Source organism: Aquabacterium sp. (assembly GCF_030652515.1).
Lineage (GTDB): Bacteria > Pseudomonadota > Gammaproteobacteria > Burkholderiales > Burkholderiaceae_C > Aquabacterium.
Genome location: NZ_JAUSAR010000034.1, coordinates 13662 through 40141, shown reverse-complemented (window position 1 = coordinate 40141; position 26480 = coordinate 13662). Strand labels below are relative to the sequence as shown.

At 63.2% G+C, this 26480-nt stretch carries 22 protein-coding genes; 12 read left to right on the top strand and 10 right to left on the bottom strand.

The window, feature by feature from the left end:
- Positions 1-60: 60 nt before the first annotated feature.
- From Q7V20_RS04720 to Q7V20_RS04705, 4 genes are all read left to right on the top strand, one after another.
- Positions 61-624, top strand: coding sequence for a hypothetical protein (locus Q7V20_RS04720; RefSeq protein WP_304787709.1), 564 nt, complete (start codon positions 61-63; stop codon positions 622-624).
- Positions 625-677: 53 nt separating this feature from the next.
- The gene (gene glnL / locus Q7V20_RS04715) at positions 678-1787 is read left to right on the top strand and encodes a nitrogen regulation protein NR(II) (protein ID WP_370652404.1); all 1110 of its coding nucleotides are present in this window, start codon (positions 678-680) and stop codon (positions 1785-1787) included.
- 53 nt (positions 1788-1840) lie between these two features.
- Positions 1841-3439 carry a nitrogen regulation protein NR(I) gene (gene ntrC, locus Q7V20_RS04710; protein ID WP_304787705.1) on the top strand — a complete coding sequence of 533 codons (1599 nt, stop codon included), beginning with the start codon at positions 1841-1843 and terminating at the stop codon, positions 3437-3439.
- A gap of 82 nt (positions 3440-3521) precedes the next feature.
- Positions 3522-4004, top strand: a complete 483-nt coding sequence (locus tag Q7V20_RS04705) for a glycine zipper 2TM domain-containing protein (protein WP_304787703.1) — start codon at positions 3522-3524, stop codon at positions 4002-4004.
- A 15-nt stretch (positions 4005-4019) separates the two neighbouring features.
- On the opposite strand, the gene Q7V20_RS04700 is transcribed toward Q7V20_RS04705, so the two are convergent.
- Genes Q7V20_RS04700 through Q7V20_RS04690 form a run of 3 tightly spaced genes read right to left on the bottom strand, consistent with a single transcriptional unit; the run spans position 4020 to position 7058 of the window.
- The gene (locus Q7V20_RS04700; protein ID WP_304787701.1) at positions 4020-5168 is read right to left on the bottom strand and encodes an ABC transporter permease; all 1149 of its coding nucleotides are present in this window, start codon (positions 5166-5168) and stop codon (positions 4020-4022) included.
- Entirely contained in the window at positions 5146-6081 is a 936-nt protein-coding gene (locus Q7V20_RS04695) for an ABC transporter ATP-binding protein (protein WP_304787699.1), read from the bottom strand. The genes Q7V20_RS04700 and Q7V20_RS04695 overlap by 23 nt, the downstream gene beginning before the upstream one ends.
- Positions 6078-7058, bottom strand: a complete 981-nt coding sequence (locus Q7V20_RS04690; protein ID WP_304787697.1) for an HlyD family secretion protein — start codon at positions 7056-7058, stop codon at positions 6078-6080. The genes Q7V20_RS04695 and Q7V20_RS04690 overlap by 4 nt, the downstream gene beginning before the upstream one ends.
- A gap of 120 nt (positions 7059-7178) precedes the next feature.
- Between Q7V20_RS04690 and Q7V20_RS04685 the strand changes: the two genes are divergently transcribed.
- Complete coding sequence (locus Q7V20_RS04685; RefSeq protein ID WP_370652402.1) at positions 7179-9935, top strand: M16 family metallopeptidase; 2757 nt, start codon at positions 7179-7181, stop codon at positions 9933-9935.
- A 77-nt stretch (positions 9936-10012) separates the two neighbouring features.
- Here Q7V20_RS04685 and Q7V20_RS04680 read toward each other — a convergent pair whose 3' ends face one another.
- The 5 genes from Q7V20_RS04680 to Q7V20_RS04660 form a co-directional block, all read right to left on the bottom strand.
- Positions 10013-10351, bottom strand: a complete 339-nt coding sequence (locus tag Q7V20_RS04680) for an H-NS histone family protein (protein ID WP_304787693.1) — start codon at positions 10349-10351, stop codon at positions 10013-10015.
- Between the two features lie 151 nt (positions 10352-10502).
- On the bottom strand, positions 10503-11678 hold the full coding sequence (gene mltB / locus Q7V20_RS04675) for a lytic murein transglycosylase B (protein WP_304787690.1): 1176 nt from the start codon (positions 11676-11678) through the stop codon (positions 10503-10505).
- Between the two features lie 45 nt (positions 11679-11723).
- The gene (locus Q7V20_RS04670) at positions 11724-13853 is read right to left on the bottom strand and encodes a DUF3488 and transglutaminase-like domain-containing protein (protein ID WP_304787688.1); all 2130 of its coding nucleotides are present in this window, start codon (positions 13851-13853) and stop codon (positions 11724-11726) included.
- Positions 13850-14920, bottom strand: a complete 1071-nt coding sequence (locus tag Q7V20_RS04665; protein ID WP_304787686.1) for a DUF58 domain-containing protein — start codon at positions 14918-14920, stop codon at positions 13850-13852. The genes Q7V20_RS04670 and Q7V20_RS04665 overlap by 4 nt, the downstream gene beginning before the upstream one ends.
- A complete protein-coding gene (locus Q7V20_RS04660; RefSeq protein WP_304787685.1) occupies positions 14917-15885 on the bottom strand; it encodes a MoxR family ATPase in 969 nt (322 codons plus the stop codon). The genes Q7V20_RS04665 and Q7V20_RS04660 overlap by 4 nt, the downstream gene beginning before the upstream one ends.
- Before the next feature lie 49 nt (positions 15886-15934).
- On the opposite strand from Q7V20_RS04660, the gene Q7V20_RS04655 reads away from it, so the two are divergent.
- The 5 genes from Q7V20_RS04655 to pbpG all read left to right on the top strand — a co-directional run bounded on the left by Q7V20_RS04655 (position 15935) and on the right by pbpG (position 22164).
- A complete protein-coding gene (locus tag Q7V20_RS04655) occupies positions 15935-16870 on the top strand; it encodes a histone deacetylase family protein (protein ID WP_304787683.1) in 936 nt (311 codons plus the stop codon).
- Between the two features lie 11 nt (positions 16871-16881).
- Positions 16882-18216: a mechanosensitive ion channel family protein gene (locus tag Q7V20_RS04650; RefSeq protein WP_304787681.1), complete on the top strand. Its 1335-nt coding sequence runs from the start codon at positions 16882-16884 to the stop codon at positions 18214-18216.
- Positions 18191-19051, top strand: a complete 861-nt coding sequence (pssA, locus tag Q7V20_RS04645; protein WP_304787679.1) for a CDP-diacylglycerol--serine O-phosphatidyltransferase — start codon at positions 18191-18193, stop codon at positions 19049-19051. The genes Q7V20_RS04650 and pssA overlap by 26 nt, the downstream gene beginning before the upstream one ends.
- 285 nt (positions 19052-19336) lie before the next feature.
- Positions 19337-20878 (top strand): 2-isopropylmalate synthase, encoded by a 1542-nt coding sequence (locus Q7V20_RS04640; RefSeq protein WP_304787677.1) that lies wholly within the window; start codon positions 19337-19339, stop codon positions 20876-20878.
- A 110-nt stretch (positions 20879-20988) separates the two neighbouring features.
- Positions 20989-22164 (top strand): D-alanyl-D-alanine endopeptidase, encoded by a 1176-nt coding sequence (gene pbpG / locus Q7V20_RS04635; protein ID WP_304787674.1) that lies wholly within the window; start codon positions 20989-20991, stop codon positions 22162-22164.
- A gap of 94 nt (positions 22165-22258) precedes the next feature.
- Here pbpG and Q7V20_RS04630 read toward each other — a convergent pair whose 3' ends face one another.
- The gene (locus tag Q7V20_RS04630) at positions 22259-23002 is read right to left on the bottom strand and encodes an IclR family transcriptional regulator (RefSeq protein WP_304787672.1); all 744 of its coding nucleotides are present in this window, start codon (positions 23000-23002) and stop codon (positions 22259-22261) included.
- A 124-nt stretch (positions 23003-23126) separates the two neighbouring features.
- Between Q7V20_RS04630 and Q7V20_RS04625 the strand changes: the two genes are divergently transcribed.
- The gene (locus tag Q7V20_RS04625; RefSeq protein ID WP_304787670.1) at positions 23127-24275 is read left to right on the top strand and encodes a TIGR03790 family protein; all 1149 of its coding nucleotides are present in this window, start codon (positions 23127-23129) and stop codon (positions 24273-24275) included.
- On the opposite strand, the gene Q7V20_RS04620 is transcribed toward Q7V20_RS04625, so the two are convergent.
- Positions 24258-25133: a squalene/phytoene synthase family protein gene (locus Q7V20_RS04620; protein WP_304787668.1), complete on the bottom strand. Its 876-nt coding sequence runs from the start codon at positions 25131-25133 to the stop codon at positions 24258-24260. The two genes, Q7V20_RS04625 and Q7V20_RS04620, sit on opposite strands and share 18 nt — an antisense overlap.
- Before the next feature lie 176 nt (positions 25134-25309).
- Here Q7V20_RS04620 and Q7V20_RS04615 point away from each other — a divergent pair, with 176 nt between their 5' ends.
- Complete coding sequence (locus tag Q7V20_RS04615) at positions 25310-26467, top strand: efflux RND transporter periplasmic adaptor subunit (RefSeq protein ID WP_304787667.1); 1158 nt, start codon at positions 25310-25312, stop codon at positions 26465-26467.
- Positions 26468-26480 lie beyond the last annotated feature (13 nt).

The following is a 26480-nucleotide window of genomic DNA, read 5'->3' as shown; positions in this document are numbered from 1 at the left end:
GCGACTCCGGTCGCCCCTTTTTGCTTTTCAGGCGTTAAGGGTGCTGGGCTGAAGGCATACTTGGCCCGAATCACGCTGGAGCGCCCCAACATGCACGACAGGAAGAACACTTTGACGACCAAGGATTTTTGGTGGGCCCATGCGGCTCATGGGCTGGCTTTGGCGGCACTGCTGCTGACGAGCGGCGCCCAGGCGCAGGCGGATGACAAGCCGGTTTACCGTTGTCCGGGCAACCTCTACACCGATGCCTTGTCGGCCAAAGAGGCCATCGCCAAAGGGTGCAAGACGCTGGAAGGCGCGCCCATCACCGTCATCCAGTCGATCAGGCCCAAAGGCTCTACCGCCACGCCATCATCAGGTGGTGAAAAAGTGGCTGCCGATGACCAGAAGGCCCGCGACGCCGACAAGCGCCGCATCCTGGAAGCCGAACTCCAGAAAGAAGAGGCCGCGTTGGCCTCTTTGCAAAAGCAATACAACAACGGCCAGCCTGAGCGCCAGGGCGACGAGCGCAATTTCCAGAAATACCAGGACCGCGTCAATGAGATGAAGGCCGCCGTGACCCGCAAAGAAGCTGACGTTGCCGCCCTGAGGCGCGAGTTGACGGCGGCAGGCAGCGGCAAGTGAGTCAGGTTGCATCATCTGGCCGGGCGGGTGCTCACTCGGGGCGCCAGGCCAGCATGGCCCGGGGCGGTTCCACCGTGGACCCAGGCGAAGTTCAAAAGCTGCTGCCCAGCAATCTGGACGTGTTCGACTACCTGGCCACGATGGTGGCTGTGGTCGAGCCCGACGGGCAATGCCTGTTCGCCAATGCCGCGTTTGAAGAAGTGCTGGGCCTGTCGCGCCGCAGTGTGCTGCGCGAATCCATCTTCGACTGGTTCGAAGACCCGATGCTGCTGCAAGACATCGTGGGCGCCGTGGCGCGCAACGAATACGCCACCAGCCGCATCGAGGCCCAGCTCAAGCGACATCCCCACGTTTTTGTGGATTCCCTGCCGGTTCAGGTGATCGTGACCCGCTTGGAGCATGCCGACCTGGTCTTGATCGAGCTGGTCGAGGTCGAGCAGCAAACCCGCCAGGAGCGGGAAGAGCGTGCGCTGGACCAGGCCCAGGCCAACAAGGAGCTGATCCGCAACCTGGCGCATGAGATCAAGAATCCGCTGGGCGGCATCCGTGGCTCGGCGCAATTGCTGCAGATGGAGCTGGAATCCAAATCGCTGACCGAATACACCCAGGTCATCATCCACGAGGCGGATCGCCTGCAGGCACTCGTGGATCGTTTGCTGGCGCCGCACCGCAGGCCGCACCTGGTGGGCGATGTGAATGTGCACGAGGTGTGCGAGCGTGTTCGCTCCCTGATCCTGGCCGAGTTTCCCAAGGGGCTGAAGGTCTGGCGCGACTACGACACGTCCTTGCCCGAGTTCCGGGGCGACCGCGAGCAACTGATCCAGGCCGTGTTGAACATTGCCCACAATGCCGCCCAGGCCTTGTCGGACCGAATTCAGACCGGCGACGCCATGCTGACTTTGCGCACGCGGGTGGCTCGCCGCGTCACCATCAACCGGCAATTGCACCGCCTGGCACTGGTCTTGCATATTGAGGACAACGGCCCGGGCATCCCCGAGTCCATCCGCGATCGCATCTTCTACCCATTGGTGTCTGGGCGAGACGGTGGTTCGGGACTGGGTCTGACATTGGCACAAACCTTCGTTCAACAGCACCAAGGCACCATCGAATGCGAGAGCGAGCCAGGACGCACGGTTTTCAAATTATTGATTCCCTTGCCGTGACCGGGCTGCCCTGTCAGCATTCGACCATCGGGTGCACACACTGACAGGCCGGCATGAAACCTATCTGGATCGTTGACGACGACCAATCCATCCGCTTTGTGCTTGAAAAAGCGTTGGCGCGCGAAGACCTCCCGGTGCGCAGCTTCACCAATCCGCGTGACGTGCTGGCTGCCCTTGAAGACGATGAGCCCCAGGTGCTGGTGTCGGACATCCGCATGCCGGGTGGTTCGGGCATCGACCTGCTGAGCAAGGTCAAGGCGCGCTTCCCGGGCCTGCCCGTCATCATCATGACGGCGTATTCCGATCTGGACAGCGCCGTGTCGGCCTTCCAGGGCGGCGCGTTTGAATACCTGCCCAAGCCCTTTGACCTGCCCAAGGCGGTGGAGCTGATCCGCCGCGCGGTGGACGAGAGCGTGCGCGAGGACGTCTCTGACGAGCGCTTGCAGCAAATGCCCGAGATGCTGGGCCAGGCCCCGGCGATGCAGGACGTGTTCCGCGCCATTGGCCGCCTCAGCCAGAGCAACGTCACCGTGCTGATCACGGGCGAATCAGGCTCTGGTAAAGAATTGGTGGCGCAGGCGCTGCACAAGCACAGTTCGCGCAGCAGCGGGCCTTTTGTGGCCATCAACACGGCGGCCATCCCCAAGGATCTGCTGGAATCAGAATTGTTCGGCCACGAGCGCGGCGCTTTCACCGGTGCGCAGACCATGCGGCGTGGGCGTTTTGAGCAGGCCGATGGCGGCACTTTGTTCCTCGATGAAATCGGCGACATGCCGTTTGACCTGCAGACGCGTTTGCTGCGTGTGCTGAGCGATGGCCAGTTCTACCGCGTGGGCGGCCACCACCCGCTCAAGAGCAATGTGCGCGTGATCGCGGCCACCCACCAGAACCTGGAAGACCGCGTGCGCCAGGGCGTGTTCCGCGAGGACTTGTTCCACCGCCTGAACGTGATCCGCCTGCGTCTGCCGCCCTTGCGCGAACGCCGTGAAGACGTGGCCGCCTTGGCGCGCTTCTTCCTGCAGAAAAGCGGCAAGGATCTGGGCGTGGATGCCAAGCGCATCTCCGAGCCAGCCCTGGCCAGGCTCACGGCTTTTGATTTCCCTGGCAATGTCCGCCAGCTGGAGAACATCTGTCATTGGCTGACGGTGATGGCGCCCTCGCAAGTGATCGAGTCCAAAGACTTGCCGCCTGAGTTGATGGGCGTGCAGCCTATGGCACCTTCTGCGCCCAACAGCCTGTCGGCGCCCATGCAGGCTTATCCGCCGCCTGAGCCCGTCGCACCGGTGGGTTTGCCGGACAGCCATGCCGCCACGGTGGCCATCACAGACCCTGCGGCGGTGTCCGGTGGCCACATGGTCGGGGGCGTCGAGGCGTCCTATGTGCCGACCGGCTCGTTCCCCGGCACCTTGGCCCCCAGCACGCCCGCGGCGGCACCCGCCAGTTGGCTGTCCGACCTGGAGCGCGAGGCGCGTGTCAGGCTGGAGTCGGGGGCCACGGATGTCTGGGATGTGCTGACCCGACAGTTCGAGGCGCAGTTGATCCACACCGCGCTGGAGATCACGCGCGGACGGCGCATCGAGGCCGCGCAAAAACTCGGCATTGGCCGCAATACCATCACGCGCAAGATTCAGGAATTGGGCATCGAAGACTGAGGCGACGCCGGGGTGACCCGGTGTCAGCCAGGGGTGAGGGGGATGCGTTAAAGTGACTCAACAGTCGCTGAGGACCATTCCCATGAAACGCTTTGTGATCGCCGCCAGTACCGGCTTGATGTTGGCCGTGCTGGCCGCCTGTTCCACCACCAGCCCCGACGTGGTCAAGCCGGGTGACGCGCAGCGCCTGTCGCAAGTTGAAGATGCCGTGGTGCTGAATGTGCGGCCCGTGGTGGTTGAAGGCTCGCAAAGCGGAGCCGGTGCGGCCACGGGTGCCGTGATCGGTGGCGTGGGCGGTTCGGCCGTCGGGGGCTCCCGCGAACAGGTCATCGTGGGGGTGATTGGCGCGGTGGTGGGCGGTGTGGTTGGCAATGCCGCTGAACGCTACGGCACCCGCGAAGACGCCAATGAGATCCTGCTGCAGATGAGCAATGGCCAGCGCCGCTCCATCATCCAGGCCAAGGGCAACGAGACCTTCAACCCAGGCGATGCGGTGCTGCTGGTGACCACGGGTGGCAAGGTCCGCGTGATGCGTGCGCCACCGGTTCAGCGGCCCGCTCGCTGATCGACACGATTTGATTCAGTCCAGCGTCTGCCGGTAACGCAGCATGGCAATGGCGCCAACCACCAAGGTGAACAGCGCCATGGGCCACAGCTGCGGCCAAATCTCCATCAAGGTGGAGCCCTTGAGCATGATGCCGCGCACCACCCGCAGGAAGTGCGTGATGGGCATGACCTCGCCCACCCACTGCGCCCAGGTCGGCATGCCCCGAAAGGGAAACATGAAGCCGGACAGCAGGATGTTGGGCAGGAAGTAGAAGATCGTCATCTGCGTGGACTGCATCTGCGTGCGCGCGATGGTCGAGAACAAAAAGCCCACCACCAGCGTGGCGATGATGAACACCAGCACGGTCAGCGTGAGCAGCAGGTGGTTGCCGAACATGGGAATGGCGAACAGCCAGCGCGAGGCGATGTAGACCATCAGCACCTGCAGGTAGCCGATCAGCACGTAGGGCATGATCTTGCCGATCATCACCTCCAGCGGTTTGACCGGTGTGGCCAGCAGGTTTTCCAAAGTGCCGCGTTCGCGCTCGCGGGTCATGGCCATGGCGGTCATCATCACCAAAGTCATCACGAGGATGATGCCCATCAGGCCGGGCACGATGTTGTACTGGGTGATGCCTTCGGCGTTGTAGCGGCGGTGGATGCGCAACTCAAAGGGGGCAGGGCCCGCCTGCAGTCGGCTCAAGGGTCCGCGCAGTTCGGCGTTCAAGGCGATGTTGGGCAGCATGCTCAGGGTGGCCAGGGCGCCGCCTGAGGTCGATGGGTCGCTGGCGTCGCTGTAGACCGCGATGGCAGGGCGCTCACCACGCATCAACTTGTGGGTGAAGTCAGAGGGAAAGACGAGCGCGAATTGGGCATCGCCTTCGGCCAGCCAGCGCTCGGCCTCCTGCTCGGTGACGATGGCCTCGACGTCGAAGTACCCGGTGTTCTCAACGGCCCGGATGATGCTGCGCACCATGGGGCTGGCGTCGGGGGCCACGACCACGGTGGGCAGGTGCTTGGGGTCGCCATTGATGGCATAGCCGAACATCACCAGTTGCAGCAAGGGGATGGCGACCAGCATGGCCAGGGTCAGCCGGTCGCGCTTGATCTGCACGAACTCCTTGCGCAGCACCGCCCAGATGCGGCGCCATGACAGCGGCTTATCGGTAATTGTCTTGTGCATGCTGGCTCAGGTGGATGAAGACGTCTTCCAGGCTGGTGGGGATGGTCTCGACCAGCCAGTCGTGCTGGGGCGACTGGGCCCGCAGCCATTCGGCGAAGTCTGACTGGCTGGTGCTGCTGACGTGGACGGCCGTGCCAAAGGGAATGGCCATCCAGTCGTCGCTGTGGTTGGTCAGGGCCATCACCTTGTCGAGCTGCTCGCCGCGCACTTGCCAGGTCTTCAGGCCGGAGGTGTCGATCACGTGCTCGGCCGTGCCCGCGGTCAGCACCTTGCCATAAGAGATGTAGGCCAGGCGGTGGCAGCGCTCGGCCTCGTCCATGTAGTGGGTGCTGACCAGCACGGTCAGGCCCTCGGCGGCCAGCAGGTGGATCTGGTGCCAGAAATCGCGGCGCGCCTTGGGGTCGACACCAGCGGTGGGTTCGTCCAGCAATAGCAACTGGGGCTCGTGCAGCAGGCAGGCGCCCAGCGCCAGGCGTTGCTTCCAGCCGCCCGAGAGCGATCCGGCCAGTTGATGGCGGCGCTCGGTGAGGCCCAGTCGGTCCAGCGTTTGCTCGACCTTTTGGCGTCCGCCGGGCATGCCGTAAACCTCGGCGATGAAGTAAAGGTTTTCTTCGATGTTCAGGTCTTCGTAAAGGCCGAACTTTTGCGTCATGTAGCCGGTGCGCAGCTTGATCTGGCGTGATTGCGTGACCAGGTCGAAGCCCAGGCAGTGGCCCTGGCCTGCGGTGGGCTCCAGCAGGCCGCAGAGCATGCGGATGGTGGTGGTCTTGCCGCTGCCGTTGGGGCCCAGGAAGCCGCAGATCTCGCCGCGTCGAACCTGGATGTCGATGCCATCCACGACCATGCGGTCACCGAAACGCTTGCTCAGGCCCCGGACGTCGATGGCCAACTCAGAGGACGACGGCTCGCTCATGTCTTGGCGGCGGCAGGGGCGGGCGTCACGCTGAGGGGCTGGCCGGGCTTGAGGGCGTCGGTGGCTTGGTCATCGGGTGTGGCCTCGACCATGTAGACCAGCTTGCCCTTGCTTTCGTTGCTGTAGATCACCGGGGGCGTGAACTCGGCCTGGGGCGACACGTAGCGGATCGTGGCGGTGCCTGCCGTGCAGCCGTCGCAGTTGTAGCGCACGGCCTGGCCCACCTTGGTTTGAGCCAGGGCCTCTTGCGGCACAAAGAAGCGCACCTTCACGGCGTGGTCGGGCAGCAGGGCAACCACGGGGGCGCCTGCCGGCACCCACTCACCCAGTCGGTACAGGACATCGAACACGCGGGCGGCAACTGGCGCGCGCCGCACCTTCTGATCTTCAGCCCAACGCTGCTGCGACACCTGCGCCTTGGCCGCCTGAAGCTCGGCCTTGGCAGCGGCCAGGGTGTCGGGGCGGGCGCTGTCTTCGGCGGCCGCCAGTTGCGCTTGCAACTCGTGCACGCGGGCAGTGTCCCTCGCCTTGGCGGCTTCCAGCTCGTCCATCTGCGAGGGGGTGATGAACCCTTGGCGCACCAGGTCCCGGTTTCGCTTGAGTTGCGCGGTCGAGATGGTCAACGCCGCCTTGGCTTGGTCCAGCTGGGCCTTGATGGCCTTCAGCTCGTTCTGGCGCCGCCCTTTGCCCAGGTCGGCCAACTGGGCGGCGGCCTTGCTTTGCTGGGCTTGGGCGGCCTGCTTGCTGTAGATCTCGGAGGCGGCGTCGATCTGGAACAGATCGGCCCCGGCGGACACCACATCGCCCCGCTGAACCTGGATGGTGCTCAACACGCCCGCGCCCGAGGAGGCCAGGTAGACCAGGTCAGCCTCGGCATAACCGGACCATGGTGTGACGTCGTTCTTGCCACAGCCGGACAGCAAAACCAGCCCAGCCAGGCTGGCCAAAACGGTGACTGAACGTGAGCGTCGATTCATGTTGATGTGAAGTTTTGTGATGACAGCTGTGGCGCCCATCAGCATAAGGCCAGAAACGGGAACCTTTCGGGCCCGCGCCTACACTGAACCGCATTGCCACCATCCGATCCAGTCGGCGCCGTGATGACTCCCATCCGATCAAGAAATGCATTTGCCTCCGTGTTGAGCCTGGCCTTGGCCACGGCCTTGATGAGCCCGGCGTTGGCCAAAGGCCCGGTCTCGCCAGCGGCCCTGAGCCAGGTCACCGCGGTGGAAGGCATCCGTGAATACCGTTTGCCCAATGGCTTGCAGGTGTTGCTGATCCCGGACGATTCCAAGCCCACGACCACGGTCAACGTGACCTACCGTGTGGGTTCTCGCCACGAAAGTTACGGCGAAACTGGCATGGCTCACTTGCTGGAACACATGCTGTTCAAGGGTTCTCCCCGCCATCCCCAGGTGTGGGGCGATTTCAACAAACGCGGCTTCAGCGCCAATGGCTCCACGTCCTATGACCGCACCAATTACTACGCCAGTTTTGCGGCCAACGATGAGAACCTGCGCTGGTACCTGGAGTGGCAGGCCGATGCCATGGTCAACAGCTTCATCGCGCGCAAGGACCTCGACAGCGAGATGACCGTGGTGCGCAATGAGATGGAGATGGGCGAGAACTCGCCCGGCCGCGTCTTGCTGGAGAAAACCGTGGCTGCCATGTACCAGTGGCACAACTACGGCAAGTCCACCATCGGCGCCCGTGCTGACGTGGAAGGCGTGGACATCAGCCACCTGCAGGCCTTCTACCGCAAGCATTACCAGCCTGACAACGCCACCCTCATCGTGTCCGGCAAGTTCGACCAGGCGAAGGTGCTGGCCTGGGTCCAGCAGTACTTCGCCGTCATCCCCAAACCCAAGCGCGTGTTGCCCCCGCTGTACACGCTGGACCCGGTGCAAGACGGCGAACGGGCCGTGACCTTGCGCCGCGTGGGCGGCGTGCCGCTGCTGTACGCGGCCTACCACGTGGTACCTGGCGCCCACCCCGATTTCGCGGCGGTGGAGTTGCTGGAAGTGATCATGGGAGACAACCCTTCGGGCCGTTTGCACAAGCGCCTGACCGAGCAGCAACTGGCCGCCGGGGTGTTCAGTTTCTCGCAAGCGCTGGCCGATCCGGGCTTCATGATCATGGGCGCCCAACTGGCCCCGGGGCAGGATCTGGAGGCTTCCCGCAAGGCTTTGCTGGACGTGGTCGAGTCGGTGGGCCGCGAGCCCATCACCCAGGAAGAGCTGGACCGTGCCCGCACCAAATGGCTGAACGATTGGGACATGGGCTTTGCCGATTCGCAGCACGTGGGCGTGGCCTTGTCCAGCGCGGTGGCGCAAGGCGACTGGCGCTTGATGTTCCTCAGCCGTGATCGGGTCAAGGCGGTCAAGCTGGCCGATGTGCAACGCGTGGCCCAGCGCTATCTGGTGCAGTCCAACCGCACGGTGGGCGAGTACCTGCCCACCGCCACGCCAGCTCGCGCACCGACGCCCGAGCGCGTGGACGTGGCCGCCATGCTGAAGGACTTCAAAGGCCAGGATGCTGGCGTGCAGGCCGAGACCTTCGTGGCCAGCCCCGCCAACATCAATGCCCGCACCCAGCGTTTGACCATCGAGCCTGGCTTGAAAGTGGCCCTGCTGCCTAAGACCACGCGAGGCCAGGCTGTGCGCGCCACCTTGACCCTGCGCATGGGCGATGAAAAATCGCTGGCCAACTGGGGCGAAGTGCCTTCAGCCTTGGGTGAGTTGCTGGACAAAGGCAGCAGCACCTTGAACCGTCAGCAGGTGCAAGATCGGATGGACGCTTTGCAAGCCGAGGTGTCCTTCCAGGCCGACGATGGCACCTTGAGCGTGGGCATCTCGACCAAGCGCGAGAACCTGCCTGCTGCGATCGAGCTGGTCGGCGATTTGCTGCGCCACCCCAGCTTGCCGGCCGATGCGCTGGAGGAGATTCGCCGCCAGGCCCTGACCGGGCTGGAGGGCCAGCGCAAGGAACCTCAAGCGGTGTTGAGCGAAGCCTTGTCGCGCCACGGTAATCCGTATCCGCGCGGCGATGTTCGCCATGCTCGAACCTTTGACGAGATCGAAGCCGATTGGCGCGCGGTGAAGATTGAGCAGGTTCGTGAGTTCCACGCCAAATTCGTGGGCGCCAGCCAGGCCCAGTTTGCAGCCGTGGGTGATTTTGATGCCAAGGCCGTGACCCAGGCTTTGCAACGGGCCTTGGGTGGCTGGTCCAGCCAACAAGCCATTGCGCGCGTGCCATCACCTTTGATACCCGTGGCGCCCGCCCGCCTGGTGCTGCTGACGCCCGACAAACAAAATGCGGCCATGCAGGTGCTGCAAGATTTACCCTTGAACGATTTGCACCCTGACTACCCGGCTTTCATGCTGGCCAATCATTTGCTGGGCTCCGGGGGCGATTCCAGATTCTGGAACCGCATCCGTGAAAAGGAAGGTTTGTCTTACAGCGTTTACAGCGCGGTGCAATGGAATTCGATCGAGCCCAATTCGCAGTGGGTGGCCTCCGCCATTTTTGCGCCGCAAAATCGGGGCAAGGTGGAGGCGGCTTTCCGGGAGGAAGTGGCCAAGGTGTTGGCCCAAGGGTTTACGCAAACCGAATTTGAGTCCGGCAAACGGGGGCTCTTGAATTTCCGCCAATTGTCGCGGGCGCAAGATGCGCGCTTGGCCGGGGCTTGGGTGAGCAACCTTTACCTGGACCGCACATTCGACGTGTCGGCCAAAGTGGACGCGGCTTTGGAGGCCTTGACCTTGGATCAAGTCAATCAGGCTTTGAGGCGTTATCTCAAGCCGGATCAATTTGTGTTTGGCCTGGCGGGTGATTTCAAGGACCAGGCCCCTTGAGGGTTTGATGCGCCAATAAAAAAAGCCGACGCGTGAGCGTCGGCTTTTTGCAGAACTAACCGAAGGTTAATTCAGATTCAGATCGCGAAATCTTCGAGTTTCTTGCCCGATGCCACTGCAGCCTGAACCCACTTGGGTTGCAGGCCCCGGCCGGTCCAAGTTTCACCGGTGGCGGTGTTGCGGTACTTGGGCGCGACCTTGCGGCCAGCGCTGGCCGAAGGGGCCTTGCCAGAGGCGCCAGCCTTGCCGCCACCCAGGTCGGCCAGGGTCAGGCCATGCTCGGCCATCAGGGATTTGACTTGGGCGATGACGCCAGCACGTTCAGCGCGGCGAGCATCTTGCAATTGTTTGTCGAGTTCGGCCGATTGCTTTTCGAGGGCGGCCTTTTTTGCCAGAAGATCTTGGTAGTTGCTCATGAAGAGTCCTTGTGGCCCGAGGTCAGGGGCGTTGAATACTTATTGAGGGAATCAGAGCCGGGCGTTAAACGCCGCGGCCGAATTCTAAACACAAATATATTCAGTTTGCAAATCGGGCCCCAAGAATTTTTTGTAATTGCCTGTCTGGAATTCATGGCGAATTGCTGGCATCCCGGGACACCGCCTGCCCCAGTTGAATCACGGCCAAGGCGTAATAGCTGGACTGGTTGTAACGCGTCACGGCATAAAAATTGTCAGTTCCTGCCACATAGGTGGGTTCCGTTTCACCATTTTGGAGTTTCACCAAGGCCAGCAAACCCGTGTGAGTTTGGGCCACATCGGGCAAGACAGCGCCCAGGCTTTGCATCGTGCCCACGCTGAAGCTGGGCACGATGTCCGGCGCCAGCAATTTGGCCAGTGCCTCCGCATCGGTGGGGGGCGTTACTTCATAGTATGTGGGCATGTCTTTTCGCCAGCCATGCTCGGCCAGGTATTTGGCCACGCTGCCAATCGCATCCACCGGGCTGCGAAGCAGGTCAATGCGGCCGTCACCATCAAAATCAATGGCGAAGTTGCGCACCGAGCTGGGCATGAATTGCGGTAAACCCAAGGCCCCGGCGTAAGAACCCAGCACGGTGCTCGGGTCCATGTTCTGCTCGCTGCAAAGCTTCAGGAAATGGCCCAATTCTTTTTGAAAAAAAGCACTGCGGTCGCTGCGCCCTTTTGGAAAATCCAAACCCAAGGTGGTCAGTGCATCCAGCACACGGTAGCTGCCGGTCTGGCGGCCGTAGATGGTTTCAACCCCAATGACGCCTGCAATGATGCTGGCGGGCACGCCCCAACGTGCCTCCGCACGCCTAAGGTCCATTTCGTAGGTGCGCCAGAAGGTCACACCTGCCCTGATGCGGATGGGTTCAATGAAACGACTGCGGTAGACCGCCCAATTCTTGGCGGTGCCACTGGGCGCGGGCATGACCAACCTGGTGATGCTCTCCTTGAAGCGCGCTTGGGACAGCACCGAGAAGACCCAGGCTGGATCCAGCTGAAAGTCTTTCGCCAAGCGATCGGCCAGCAGGCGGGCATCGTCTCTTTGTCCGTAGTTGCCAGGTTCGGGGGCAGGTACCTCGGTCTGAACCAGCGCGGGTGCTGGAATGGCCTGGCCATCGGGCGCCTCAGGCGATGCCAAGGCCGCGTCAGGTGCGGCCGACGCGGTGATGGAGGCCAGAGGCGCTGGCGCGGGGGGGCTGGCACAGCCACTCAAGCCCATGACCAGCGCGCAGGGCAAGGTGAGGCGGAGTTGCAAAAAAAAGTCTGGCAATGTCGTCATGGGCGCGCGTGATGTCTGGTGGCGCCCCAATGGGCGCCTCGGACATCAGTGTGCCCGATGCCGCACCTTGGCCCGGTGGGCGCGCCACTGGCGGGCAGCTTCTTCGATGGACCTGCGCAGTGGCCTGGCTTGGGCCACCTGTTGGCGTGGCTTGATGGGCTGGCCAGCAGTGTCCAGGTTCGGGCCATAGCGCAGGGTGTCCAGCGCCTGCAAGGCAGACACCATCTGGCTCACCAGGTTCGCCTGGCGTTCGTCGGCAGTGGGCCCCAGGTTTTGCAAGGCATGAACCCAGTTCAGCGCCGAGGCCGGGGCCAGGCCATCGGGCGGCGGTATGCCTGCCTTGACCAGGGCTCGGTGGACCTGTCCCATGGGTTGCAACCAGGGCGATTGATGAAGGCGTTCACGGGTCAGCCACAGCCAGCCCACGCCCGCCAGGGCAATGCCCGACAAGGCGATGGTCAAGGCCCGCGCCACGTCCGTCCAGTCGTTGGCATCCCAGCCCAGTTTGCCCAGCAGTTGCTGCTGACGGCCTCGCGAGTATTGCAAGACCCAGACGTTCCAGCGGTGGTTGGTCGCCTCCCAGAATGCCTTGCCTTGGCGCCAGATGGGCGAGTCAAACTGGGGCAGGGCACCGGCGAGTCCGCTGCGAGGTGCGGCCAGTGGGCGGCTGCGGTCGATCCGCTCGGGCGCGACGGCGGCAGTGGGGTCGGCACGCACCCAGCCCTCGCCCGCTTGCCAGTATTCGGCCCAGGCGTGAGCGTGGCTGTTCCTGATGATGTACAGGCCATTGACGGTGTTGAGCTCCGCCCCCTGGTAGCCCGTCACCACGCGGCTGGGCACGCCCATGGCCCTCATCACCACCACGAAGGACGAGGCGAAGTGCTCGCAAAAACCGGCGCGCCGGTCCAGCCAGAAGCGATCGACCTGGTGCGGCTGAGGTTGGTCTGGCGAGACCTCGTCATTGCCGGGCGCCAGGGTGTAGCTGTAGTTTTCTTGGCGGATGTGGGCCAGCACAGCCTGAACCAGTTGACGAGGCGTGGCCTGTGCCAAAGCCGGATTGCGTCGGAAGGACTGCGACCAGGCGATGGTGCGAGGGTTGAACCCGCGCGGGAGTTGCACCCAGGTGGCCAGCTCTTGCGGGGTGTGGCTCACGCCGTGGCGGAACTGGGTCCAGGCCTGGGCGTCAAGTTGAATGCGTTCATGGAGGGCGTTGCCCATCGTCCAGGCCAGCCCTCGACGCTCCAGCCTCAAAGCGGCTTGTTGTGGCGGTGTCTGAACTTTCAGTGTGGCTTCCAGCAGGGGCAAGATCCTGGCGTGGGTGGCTTCCATCGTGAGTTGGTAGCGGATGGCGGGGCCACGGGTGTCGATGGGGTGGTGCTCGATGTCTTCAACGCGGTCACGCGACGCACGGCGGGTTCGCCAGGTTTGGCCATCAAAATCGTCCAGCACCGGCCCACGGAAATACATCTCCGATGGGGTGGGCGGTGTGCCTTCAAAACGAAGGTGCATGGCGATGCTGTCGTCCAGGGCCAGCTCAGCCACATTGCCCAGGGTCAGACTGTCGGACAGACCTGAGCGAGCTTGTGCATCCGAGGGCAGGGCCCACAGCGGGCCAATGCGCGGAAACAGCAGAAACAGCACCAGCATCAAGGGCGCGCCCCACACCAGCGTGCGCCCAGCCTCGCGGGCCACGGTCATCAAAGGCGGGCGGCCCAAGGGGCGCTGAGCCAGCACCAGCGAGGTCATCAGCCCCCAGACGGCCAGTGCCATCAAGGCGGCCAGCACGATGCTTTGCGAGTAAAGGAACTGCGTCAGGATCAGGAAAAATCCCAGCGAGGTCACGACGAAGGCATCGCGGCGGGCGCGCAACTCCAGCGTCTTCAGCCCGGTCAGCACGACCACGAGGGTCACGCCCGCTTCGCGGCCAAACAGCGCACGGTGAGTCAAAAAAGTCAGCCCCACACACGTGGCCAGGGCGACCAGCAACACCCAGCGTGGTGGCAGGCGGCTGTCGCGCCAGGCCATGTGGGCGCGCCATAGCATGGCCAGCGTGGCACCCACGGCGCACCACAGCGGCAAGCGGGCGGCGTGGGGGGCCATGATCAAGGCCAGCATCGCCAACAGCCAAAGCGTGTCGCGGCCTTCGCGGCTGATGGCCAGTTGAGGCACCCTCATGGGCGGGCCTTTCGGGCGGGCGGTGCCACGAGGCCCCACACGGCCAAGGCATCCAGGCAGGTTCTGAGGTGGATGCTGCCCTGCCCACATTCAATGGTCTGGCCGGGCAATTTCAGCCCATAGGCCATGCCGGTTCGCTGGTCGGCCAGGATCACCCAACTGGCCAGGCGGCTCAAGCGCGCTTCAGTGTCCAGGCCTTGCAGTCCTGGGCTTTGGTCCCAGTCCAGCCAAAGATCGGGCGTGCGGCCAGCGGCTGGTTCTCGGCTGACCAGCCCGGTGCCCGAAGCCAGGGCGTGGCTTGATTTCTTCCAGGCAATCCAGCGCAGCGGGTCACCACGACGGTAGGCCCTCAAACCCTCGGGCATCTCGGCGGAAGGGATGAAAGGGCGGACGGTGTGCGCGTCTGGCACTTCGCTGGCGCTGTCGGGCAAGGGCGGTGCAAAGGGATCAAGCGTGGGCCAGACCAGCACCCGGCCTTGAGGGCGCCAATAGCCCCAGGCCCGGAACAGGCCCAAGGGATAACGGCTTTGCAGCGTCAATCTTGGCAGGTCAAGCCAGCCACGCAGGGCGGCGGGCACATCCATCTCCACGGTGGTTTCGCTGGCAGGCCCCACTTCGCATTCGACCTTGGCCTCCTCGTGCGAAGCGATGCCCGCGGCAATCGGCCGGGTCACTTTCAATTCCAGGCCAAAACGGCCGCGTCGCTTGCCCGTGTGGGCCAGGACCACGCCCACCCGCAGCACATCGCCCGCGTGCAGGCTGCGCAAGGGCAACAGGCGCAGGCTCAAGCCGCGCACATTGGCGTGCGTGATGTGCATCGTCATCAGCGCCGCTCCACTGACCATGAAGGTCAGCGCATAGCCGAGGTTGATCTGCTCATTGATGGAGGCCAGCAGCATCACCATGATCACCACGGCAAAGCCCCAGCCGGCCGGGGTGGGCAGGATGTACAGGTTGCGTTGCGTGAAGGTGACCTGCTCGCGGGGGTGCAGGCGCGAATCCCACCATTGGCGCCACCACACTTGCGGCCGCCGCACCAGCCACCTGAAGGCATCGCCAATGCTCATGGCACTTGGGTGGCCTCCAGCAGCGCACGAGCCTGGGCGGCGGCGCTGCGGCCTGATTGCGGCAGCGACACCAGCCGGTGCGCCACGGTGGGTACCCACAGCGTCTGGATGTCTTCGGGCGACACGTGGCCGCGCCCCAGGAACAAGGCGCGCGCCCTGGCCAGCTTGAGCAAGGACAGCCCCGCGCGAGGGCTGAGCCCCTGCGCAAACCAACGACCGTCGCGCGTAGCGGTCAGCAGGGCTTGCAGGTAGTCCAGCAAGGCATCGGCCACATGGATGGTGTTCACTTTGGCTTGCCAGGCTGCCCATTCGCTGGGCGACAACAATGGCTGCAGGTGTTGAATCGCCTCGCGCCGGTCTTCGCCCATCAGCAGGGCGCGTTCAGAGGCCGGGTCCGGGTAGCCCAAGGACAGGCGCATGGCAAACCGGTCCAATTGGGATTCAGGCAAGGGGTGTGTGCCCAACTGCTCGGAGGGATTCTGCGTGGCGATCACGAAAAACGGCGAGGGCAGGGGGCGCGTCTCGCCCTCCACCGACACCTGGCGTTCTTCCATCGCTTCCAGCAAGGCACTCTGGGTGCGGGGGCCGGCGCGGTTGATTTCATCGGCCAACAGCACCTGGGCAAACACAGGCCCCGGGTGAAAGACGAACTCTTCGCGCTGGCGTTCATACACGCTCACCCCGATCAGGTCGGAGGGCAACAGGTCGGCCGTGAACTGGATGCGTGAAAAACTCAGGCCCAGGCACCGCGCCAGGGCCTGCGACAGGGTGGTCTTGCCCACACCCGGCACGTCTTCGATCAGAAGGTGACCGCCGGCCAGCAAGCAGATCACGCTGAGGGTGACCTGCTCTCGCTTGCCCACGATGATCGTGCTAATCTGATCAACGAGCTGTGTGATCTGAGAGGTCTTCAAGGCGGCGGCGCTTGGCGCTGCGGCAGGGAGCGGTTCGGTGCGAAGAAGCATGGCATTACCTTAACCCAAACCGGCGGGCCACACCGCGCGGGACTGACCCATGTCGACCGGTTATTTCACCCATCCAGATTGCCTGGCCCACGACATGGGCCACGGCCACCCTGAGTGTCCCCAACGCCTGCTGGCGATCGCCGACCACCTGCGTGCCCAGGGCCTGGATGCCTTGATGTCGCAGCACGAAGCGCCGCTGGCCAAGTTGTCCGACCTGAGTTTGGCCCACGAGAGCAACTACGTGGCGACGCTGGATGATTTCCTGCACCAGCTGGAATCCACCGGCGACACGCGTGCGCTCGACCCCGACACCCTGGCCTGCCCCGGCACCCGCTCTGCCGCATGGCGGGCCGCAGGGGCCGCCGTGGCGGCCACCGACGCCGTCATCGATGGCCAACTGCACAATGCCTTTTGCGCGGTGCGCCCGCCTGGCCACCATGCCACGCGCCGCCAGACCATGGGCTTTTGCCTGTTCAACAACGTGGCCGTGGCGGCCCGGCATGCCCTGGACGTGCGGGGCCTCAAGCGTGTGGCCATCGTGGACTTTGACGTCCACCACGGCAATGGCACGCAAGACATCCTGGCCAACGACGACCGCGTCTTGATGGTCAGTTTCTACCAACATCCTCTCTACCCTTACAGCGGTGAAGAGTGCCGTGCCGCCAACATGGTCAACGTGCCCGTGCCGGCCCGCAGCAACGGCAAGGTGATCCGCGAAATCGTCGAAACCTACTGGATGCACCGGCTTGAGTTCTTCAAGCCTGAGATGATCTTCATCTCCGCCGGTTTTGACGCCCACCGCGAAGACGATCTGGGTGGCCTGGGCCTGGTCGAAGCCGACTACGCCTGGATCACCAGCAAAATCATGGACGTGGCCAAACGCTTTGCCAAGGGCAGGATCGTCTCCTGCCTGGAAGGCGGCTACAACCTGGACGCCTTGGGCCGCAGTGTCGCGGCCCACCTGCGCGTGTTGATCGACGAGTAGTAACTTCATCCATGCCGACGACGCCATCCTCCCTGCACTCTGCCCAGCCCCTGACGGCCGAAGAACTCACCAAACTCTGGACCCAACTGCAGCAGCCCACGGCCATGGCCGAGTTGGGCCTCCTGCTGGCTTGCCTGGGCGGTGCCTGGCTGATCGTGCGCCTGACGCGGGGTCGCCAGGCCGACCCCAAGTCCATTTGGTTCGGCCAGCATGTCGTGGACGGCGTGCTGTTCCCCATCCTGGCGCTCCTGCTGGCGCTGGGTGCGCGCCGCTTCCTGGCGGGCGTTGAAATCCCCTTGGCCGTGTTCCGCGTGGCCATCCCGGTGCTGGTGTCCCTGGCCGTCATTCGCCTCACCGTCAAGGTGCTGGGGGTGGTGTTCCCCAACGCACCGGCCATGCGTGTCATCGAGCGCACCGTGTCCTGGATGGCCTGGGCAGGCAGCGTGCTGTGGATCATCGGCGTGATGCCCTTGGTGTTGGATGAACTGGATGGCATCACCTGGAAGATTGGTTCCAGCCAGGTCAGCCTGCGCAATCTGATCGAAGGGGCGTTCAGCGCGGTTCTGGTCTTGATCCTCTCGCTGTCACTGTCCTCGGTCATCGAGAACCGCCTGCTGAAAGGCGCCACCGACAACCTGTCGCTGCGCAAGATCATGGCCAACCTGTCCCGGGCCTTGCTGCTGACCGTGGGCTTGATGATGGCCTTGTCGGCGGTGGGCATCGACCTGACCGCGCTGTCGGTGCTGGGCGGCGCCATCGGCGTGGGCGTGGGCTTTGGCCTGCAAAAACTGGCCGCCAACTACGTCAGTGGTTTCGTCATTCTGGCCGAACGCAGCCTGCGCATTGGCGATCTGGTCAAGGTTGATAACTTTGAAGGCCGCATCACCGACATCAATACCCGCTACACCGTGCTGCGCTCGTCGGCGGGGCGCGAAGCCATCGTGCCCAATGAAATGCTGATCACCCAGCGGGTTGAAAATGCCTCGCTGGCCGACAACAAGCTGCTGCTCATGACCGAGGTGCAAGTTGCCTATGGCACCGACCTGGACTGGCTGCGCCCCTTGCTGGCCGAGGCCGTGGCCAAGGTGCCCCGCATCCTGCCCAGCCCGGCTCCGGCGGTCCACTTGACGACCTTTGCCCCCGATGGCCTGGGCCTGACCGTGGCCTTCTGGATTGGTGATCCTGAAAACGGGCAATTGGCGGCGCGGTCCGAGGTCAATCTGGCCATTTTGGCCACACTGAACCAATTGAACGTCGATATTCCCTATCCTCAAAGGGTCGTTCATGTCCGTCCCCCGCTTGAGGTATCCTCCGCCGAACATGACATTACCCACGACGCAACCTGACCCAGCCTCGACCCGAGTGGTCGACCTGCCCCTGGATGACGCGGAAGACTCGCCCAGCACGCGTCGGCGCCGCAAGGGCATCTTCATCCTCCCCAACCTGTTCACGCTGGCGGCTCTGTTTGGCGGCTTTTACGGCATCGTCATGGCCATGAACGGGCAGTTCGAGCAATCCGCCATCGGCATTTTCTGCGCCATGGTGCTGGACAGCCTGGATGGCCGGGTCGCCCGCATGACCAACACGCAAAGCGCGTTTGGCGAGCAGATGGACAGCCTGTCGGACATGGTGTCCTTCGGTGCTGCCCCCGCGCTCATCGTCTACGAGTGGTCGCTCAAGGGCCTGGGCAAATGGGGCTGGATCGCCGCCTTTGTGTATTGCTCCTGCGCCGCCTTGCGCCTGGCTCGTTTCAACACCAACATCGGCGTGGTCGACAAGCGCTTCTTCCAGGGCTTGCCCAGCCCCGCTGCCGCCGCTTTGGTGATCGGCCTGATCTGGGTGGTGACCGACCTCGACCCAGTGCTGCGCTCTGCACCGTGGATGGTCTGGCTGGCATTCGCCTTCACCCTCTACGCCGGTCTCACCATGGTGACCAACGTGCCGTTTTACAGTTTCAAGGACGTCAGTTTCAAACGCACGGTGCCCTTCATCGTGATCGTGGCGATCGCCTTGGGTATCGCGGTGGTGACCATCCACCCTCCCGTGGTGCTTTTCGGCGTTTTCGTGGTCTACGGCGTGTCGGGCTACGGCGTTTATGTGTGGAAGCGCCTGAAGGGCAAACCGGTGAGCGTGATCTCCACCTCGACCGACGAGCCCGATGAAGAAGGGCTACACCGCTGATAGCTTTTTCGGGGCTTTTGCCCGGTATCAAGCCATGAGCCACGTGCTATATTGCTTTCCATGACGACCTTCAACGCCAACCTGCTACTACTTCTAGGAGTGCCCCGGGCGCGTTGATCGCTTTCGTTTGTACACAGTACACATCCGAACTTTCGCAAAACGGCCCGCCAGCATTGCCCGCGGGCCGTTTTGTTTGGTAGCAGTCATTTCAAGTGTCGCCAAACCCAAACAGCCCTCAGTGCTGAGGTTTGAACAGACCCTTTGACTTGTCCCACGGAGACCACCATGACCGACAAACTCATCATTTTCGACACCACCTTGCGCGATGGCGAGCAATCGCCCGGCGCCTCCATGACCCGCGAAGAAAAGCTGCGCATCGCCCGCCAGCTGGAGCGCCTCAAGGTGGACGTGATCGAAGCCGGTTTTGCCGCCTCGTCCAATGGTGATTTCGAAGCCGTCAAGGCGATTGCCGCCGCGATCAAGGACTCCACAGTGTGTTCGCTGGCCCGCGCCAACGACCGCGACATTGCCCGTGCCGCTGAAGCCCTGAAGGGTGCCAACTCCTGGCGCATCCACACCTTCATTGCCACCAGCGCGCTGCACATGGAAAAGAAGCTGCGCATGTCGCCCGAGCAGGTGCTCGAGCAGGCCAAGCTGTCGGTGCGTTTTGCCCGCAACCTCACCAATGACGTCGAGTTCTCGGCCGAAGACGGCTACCGCTCGGACATGGACTACCTCAGCCGCGTGATCGAAGCGGTGATCGCCGAAGGGGCCACCACCATCAACATCCCCGACACGGTGGGCTACGGCATCCCCGACCTGTACGGCAACTTCATCAAGACCCTGCGCGAGCGCGTGCCCAATTCCGACAAGGCGATCTGGTCGGTGCACTGCCACAACGACCTGGGCATGGCCGTGGCCAACTCGCTGGCCGGCGTCAAGATCGGTGGCGCGCGCCAGGTGGAATGCACCATCAACGGCCTGGGCGAACGCGCGGGCAATGCCGCGCTTGAAGAAGTGGTGATGTCGGTGCGCACGCGCCGCGATTATTTTGGCCTGGACGTGGGCATCGACACCACGCAGATCATGCCGGCCTCCCGCCTGGTCTCGCAAACCACCGGTTTCGTGGTGCAGCCCAACAAGGCCGTGGTGGGCGCCAACGCCTTCGCGCACGCCTCGGGCATCCACCAGGATGGCGTGCTCAAGGCGCGCGACACCTACGAAATCATGCGCGCCGAGGACGTGGGCTGGGCCGCCAACAAGATCGTGCTGGGCAAGCTGTCGGGCCGCAATGCCTTCAAGCAACGCCTGACCGAACTCGGCATCACGATCGACTCCGAGGCCGACATCAACGCTGCTTTCGCCAAGTTCAAGGAACTGGCCGACCGCAAGAGCGAGATTTTCGACGAGGACATCATCGCCCTGGTGGGCGACGAAAGCCTGACCGCCGAACAGGACCACTACCGCCTGGTGGCGTTGTCCCAGCACTCGGAAATGGGTGAGCGCCCGCACGCCAGCGTGGTTTTCGCCGCGGGGGATGTTGAACACCAATCCGAGAGCGATGGCAATGGCCCCGTGGATGCCAGTCTCAAGGCAATCGAGGCTGTCGTGAAAAGTGGCGCGGAAATGGTCCTCTACTCCGTCAATGCGATCACGTCCGGAAGCACAGAATCACAGGGAGAGGTGACCGTTCGTTTGCAACACAGTGGGCGCGTGGTCAATGGGGTCGGAGCCGATCCGGACATCGTGGTGGCATCCGCCAAAGCTTATCTGTCAGCCTTGAACAAGCTGCACAGCAAGGCCGAAAGGGTGGCTGCTCAGGGGTAAACCCTTGGTCATGATGGCCTGAATGGCGAGGTCACTTTACAAAAGGCGCGTAAGTCATTGATCTGGCGCGCCTTTTTAATTACACTTCGCACTGTGACGAAAGGGCTGTGATGGTCGTGCTCAAGAAGTTCAAGAAAAGTTGTTTGACGTTGTTGGTGATGCTGTCGGTGGCCTGCCTGGCCCTGAGTACACCAGGCCTGGCCGAGGCCAAAGCCAAAACCAAGTCCAAAGCTCGCACCACCGCCACTGCCAAGTCTTCGCGTGTCGTTCAAGGCAACAAGGTCAAAGCCAGCAATGTGCGCAAATCCCGCGTGGTTCGTGCGCGCGCGCCCGCCAAGATCTCCCGGGCCCCAGCTCGCAGGCCCCTGGTGAAGTCACGGGCTACGCCCGTCAGCCGCTCGGTCACCAAGGCCACGGCGGTTGGTGCTGCCGTTGGCGTGTCCGCAGCATCGGGCGCCTCTTTCGGCCAGCTTTATGGTCTGCACCACACTGCTGATCCGCTGGATCTCAAGTCCAGCGTGGCTTTCGTGATGGATCAGGACACCAACGAGGTTCTGTTTTCCAAGAATTCCGAAGCGGTGTTGCCGATTGCCTCGCTGACCAAGCTGATGACCGCCATGGTGGTGGTCGAGGCCAAGTTGTCGCTGGACGAGTCCATCACCATCACCTCTGACGATGTGGACACCGAAAAGAACAGCAGTTCACGCCTGGCCGTGGGTGCCACGCTGACCCGGGGTGAATTGCTGCACCTGGCCTTGATGTCATCTGAAAACCGCGCGGCGCATGCTTTGGGCCGCATCTACCCAGGCGGCATGCAGGCCTTCGTGGTGGCGATGAACCGCAAGGCGCAGCTCTTGAGCATGGCCGACACCAAGTATGTCGAGCCCACCGGCTTGAGCAGCAAGAACCAATCCAGCGCCCGCGATCTGGCCATCCTGGTCAAAGCCGCCTACCAGCAGCCTTTGATCCGTGAGCTGTCCACTTCGCGCGAGTATGCCGTTCACCTCGGCGCACGCCAGCTTCAGTTCCGCACCACCAACAGCCTGGTGCGCAGCCCCAACTGGGACATCGGTCTGCAAAAAACCGGTTACATCGTCGAAGCTGGCCGCTGCCTGGTCTTGCAAGCCCGCATGGCGGGTCGCAAGCTGATCATGGTGTTCCTCGATTCCACGGGCAAGTACTCGCGTCAGGCCGATGCCGAGCGTGTGCGCCGCTGGATTGAAACGGCACCTCCGGTGCCGCGTGGTTCTGCCGACCTGATCGCCATTCCCAAGGTCACGTCCTGATGGATCACGTGCCTGCCTGAATGGCTCGGGCAGCTCAAAGAAAAAGGCCCTGCGGGGCCTTTTTTCATGTCTGGAGAGAGGGCCCCCTGCCTGCTCAGCGCCCCGACCAGCCCATGGATGTCGAGATCCGGGCGGCTGCCCCCTTCAGGGCCTCGCCCCACTCGGCACTCAGCCGCAAGCTGGCGGTGTTCAAGGCCAGGCTGGCCACGACCTGGCCATGGTCGTCAATGACGGGTGCCGCCGCTTGTTGCTGTGCGGCTTCCACCGAATCACCATCGACCGCCAGGCCATTCGCGCGGATGTTTTGCAGCTCGGTGTGCAGGGTGTCAGCGCGGGTGCCGTTGGCTTGGGCCAGCGTGTACAACTGCGCCGCCGTCCATTGGCTGATCAGCACCTTGCCTGATGCACTGGCGACCAAAGGCGTGCGGGCGCCGAGCACCCGGTTGACCTGGATGCCATTGCGTTCACTGCTGGTGCGCTCCACGCAAACTGATTCATCGTCCTGGCGAACATGCAAAGCCACGGTCTGACCGGTCAGGCGGTGCAGTTCCTGCATGGGGCGCATGGCCAGGTCGCGCACATCCAGGCGGGACTTGACCAGGTTGCCCAGTTGCAGCAAACGCAAGCCCAGGCGGTATGTGCCGGGGCCGGATCGTTCGACAAAACCGCCCACGGCCAGATCGTTGAGGATGCGGTGGGCCGTCGAGGGGTGCAAACCCGTGCGTTCGCTCACGGTTTTCAGCGAAACGGAGTCTCCTTCATGGGCCAATGCGTCCAAAAGACTGAACATTCTGGCCATGACCTGGATCGAAGTGGAGGGCGAAGTGGATTCACTCATCGGGTTTTCCTTTGTGGCAAACCATTTTGAAAGGTGGGATCCCTCGTCATTCGGCGAAATAATCAGTGGCTTGAGGCCCATATAGGGGCACATCAGCCCACTTTCCGGGATTTGATAACGCCTTATGAAAAATATCTTCCATGAAGCACTGGTTCGGGCGGGTTGGGTCGGCGGATTGGCGGCGGGTTTCCTCCTCTGCCCGCCCTCATTGAATGCGGCGGTGCCCTCCCTGGCGGCCGAGTTCAGTGAGGCGGCGGCCAGTGCCGCCTCTGCGGCATCAGGGCGTCGATGGATGACCATGCCCCGTGTTTTTGGGCACCTCACGGCCAAAGACCTCGGCGTGGTCATCAACACCGATGATCCATATTCCGTCCAGATCGGCGAGTACTACGCCAAGGCGCGCGGCATTCCTGCCAGCCGGGTGCTTCGGCTGAGCCTGCCGATGAAGGCCACCCTGGCGCCTGATGAGTTCGAGGATTTCAAAAAGCAGATCGACGATTTCTTTGGCGCCAAGGTTGAGGCGCTGGCATTGACGTGGCGGCTGCCTTTTGGGGTGAACTGCAATTCCATCACCGGGGCGCTGGCCATGGGCTATGACGCCAAGTTGTGCTCTAACACTTGTGCCGCGCCATCGAAAGCTTCCACCTATTTCGGCTCCAGCTCCACCAAACCCTTCAAGGATCACCGCATGCGCTTGAGCATGCTGCTGGCGGCCAAGGATGCCGATTCAGCCAAGGCCTTGATTGACCGAGGCGTGCGTTCTGACGGAACCTTGGGGCTGCGAGGTGCGCCTGCGGTGAATGCCCATTTCGTCACCACCACGGACAAGATTCGCAGCGTGCGCCAGCAACTGTTTCCACCAGCGGGCAGCAACCCACCCTTTGGCGTGGACGTTCACCTGGACCAGACTGATGCCTTGAAAAACGCTGACCGCGTCTTGTTGTATCAAACCGGGCTTACGCAGGTGGATTTTCTGGACACCAACGAGTTTGTTCCTGGCGCGCTGGGGGATCACTTGACCTCGTTTGGCGGCATCCTGGACAAGCCTCACGGGCAGATGACGGTGCTGTCGTGGATTGATGCCGGGGTCACCGCCAGCTACGGCACGACCAGCGAGCCCTGCGCTCATCTGCAGAAGTTTCCACACCCCCAGGCCTTGATCGGGTTCTATCTGCAAGGCGCCACGGCCCTGGAGGCCTACTGGAAAAGCGTGGCTTGGCCTCAGCAAGGTTTGTTTGTGGGCGAGCCTCTGGCCTCACCGTTCGGACGCTGAAAACCAAGCCCAGCGCACTTGGGTGGCGATCCACCATTTGCGCAGTGGCGTCAGCATGATGCGTTCGTGCAGCACGCGCGCGCCTTGTGCGGCAATCTCGTCAATCAAAGCGATCTGCAATGCCGCCAACACGGCCAGAGGGCGCAGTGTCTGTCGCTCAGCTCGGGGCAGTTGGGCGATGGCGTGCCATGACGCCGTCAAGTTTTGGCGGGCCTGCGCATGCAGGTAGGTCAACAGCGCGGGCCAATGTTCAGGCGCCTGGCCTGGCGAAGGGCGCAGCAGTTCATGCGCCTTCACATCGTGCTGCTGCAGGATGCTGACCGGGGTGTGCAGCCAGCCTAGCCGAGCGTCCTGCCCCAAGCGGCTCAGATGGTGGGCTTGTCGCAGCCCCCAGCCCAGTTCCCGGGCGGCTGACAGTGCGGCGGGCGACCGGGCACCCAGCAGGTGGGCTGCCGCTTCGCAGGCGGCGCCGGTGGTGGCCAAGGCATGTTTTTTCTGGCTGACCTCGTCCAGCCACCGAGTCTGTTGCACCAGGGCTTGCATGCCATCCACCTGCGCCAACCACAAGTCTTGTGGCGGCCATTGCCCCGGGGCAGGCACAGGCTGGGCCAATGGTCTGGTCAGTGGATGAGCGGGTTGGCCGTCAAAGCTGTTTCGCACCTCCTGATGCCACCAGGCCAGTTTGGTCTGGGCCACACCCGGGTCGTTCACCGTCAAGGGAATGGCGCTGACCTCGTGCCAAAAATGAACCCAGGCTTGCAGGGACGGGCGAAGTGCCAGTGGGGCGGATTGCAGCGCATAGTAGTGACTGCTGCCCGGCCTGATCAGGGGCAGGGGGGCATTGGGGGTTTGAGGCATGGGCTGGATGTGGACAAAGACGCCACATTGTCGCCATTGGTGCGGTGCTCTCGCAAAAAATCAGATTACTGACCCGTTGGTCAGTTACGATGACGACCTGAAAGTCAGCGGATTCACACCATGACAGGGATGAACCATGTGCCGCTGCCATGGCCCTCCATCAATTGAGCGACCTCATGAGCATGCCCCCTCGGACCCGGCTTTTTGCGTTTGTCCTGGCAACCCCTTTGTTGCTGGCCACCGTGGGTTGCGGCAAAACGCCCCCGGCTCCTGAGCCGGTCCGGGCTGTGCGCACCCTGGTGTTGAGTGAAACGGGTGGCGCGGTCGATCGGGAGTTCTCCGCGGAGATCCGTGCGCGCATCGAGTCCCGCTTGAGCTTTCGGGTGCCTGGCAAGGTGTTGCGTCGCCAGGTTGAGTTGGGGCAGGCCGTCAAGCCGGGGCAAGTGCTGGCACAGCTGGATCCCCAGGATCTGACTTTGACGCAGGAATCGGCCCGTGCTGGATTGGCGGCTGCCGAGGCCAATGCCGCCCAGGCAGCGGCTGACTTCAAGCGCTTCAACGAGCTCAAGGGCCAGGGCTTCATCAGCGCGGCGGAGCTGGACCGTCACAGCACCGCCCTGAAGTCGGCCGAGGCCAGCTTGCGCCAGGCGCGCGCGCAGGCCGGTGTGCAGGGCAACCAGGCCACTTACGCCACCTTGACGGCGAATGCCTCTGGCGTCATCACGGCAGTGGACGCCGAGCCTGGTCAGGTGGTGAGCGCGGGCACGCCCGTGCTGACCTTGGCCCAGGACGGCCCGCGCGACGCGCTGTTCTCGGTGCCTGAAGACATGGCGCCCACCATGCGCGCCTTGCTGAACAAGCCTGGTGCCATCAAGGTGCGCCGTTGGGGCACACAGGAATGGCTGCCCGCCAAAATCCGTGAAGTCTCAGCCGCCACCGACAGCGTGACCCGCACTTTCCTGGTCAAGGCTGACGTGGGGCAGGGCGCCTACGAGTTGGGGCAAACCGCCACCGTGGCCTTGAGCACCCCTGTGCGCTTCGCCGGTGGATTAAGAGTGCCCTTGCAAGCTTTGGTCGAACAGAATGGCCGCTCGGCCGTGTGGGTGCTTGATGGCAGCAGCATGACCGTCAAGGCTCAGCCCGTGGTCACCGCCGACGTCACCGGCAACATCGTGATCGTGGCCAGTGGGCTCAAGGCCGGGCAAGAGATCGTGACCGCCGGGGTGCACGTGCTCAAACCCGGTCAGAAGGTCAAGCGCTATCAAACGGCACTGGACCTGGCCGCAGCGCCACCGGCGGCCGCATCGGTCAGCCAGCCCGCCGTTTCACAGTGATCGCCAGGAGATC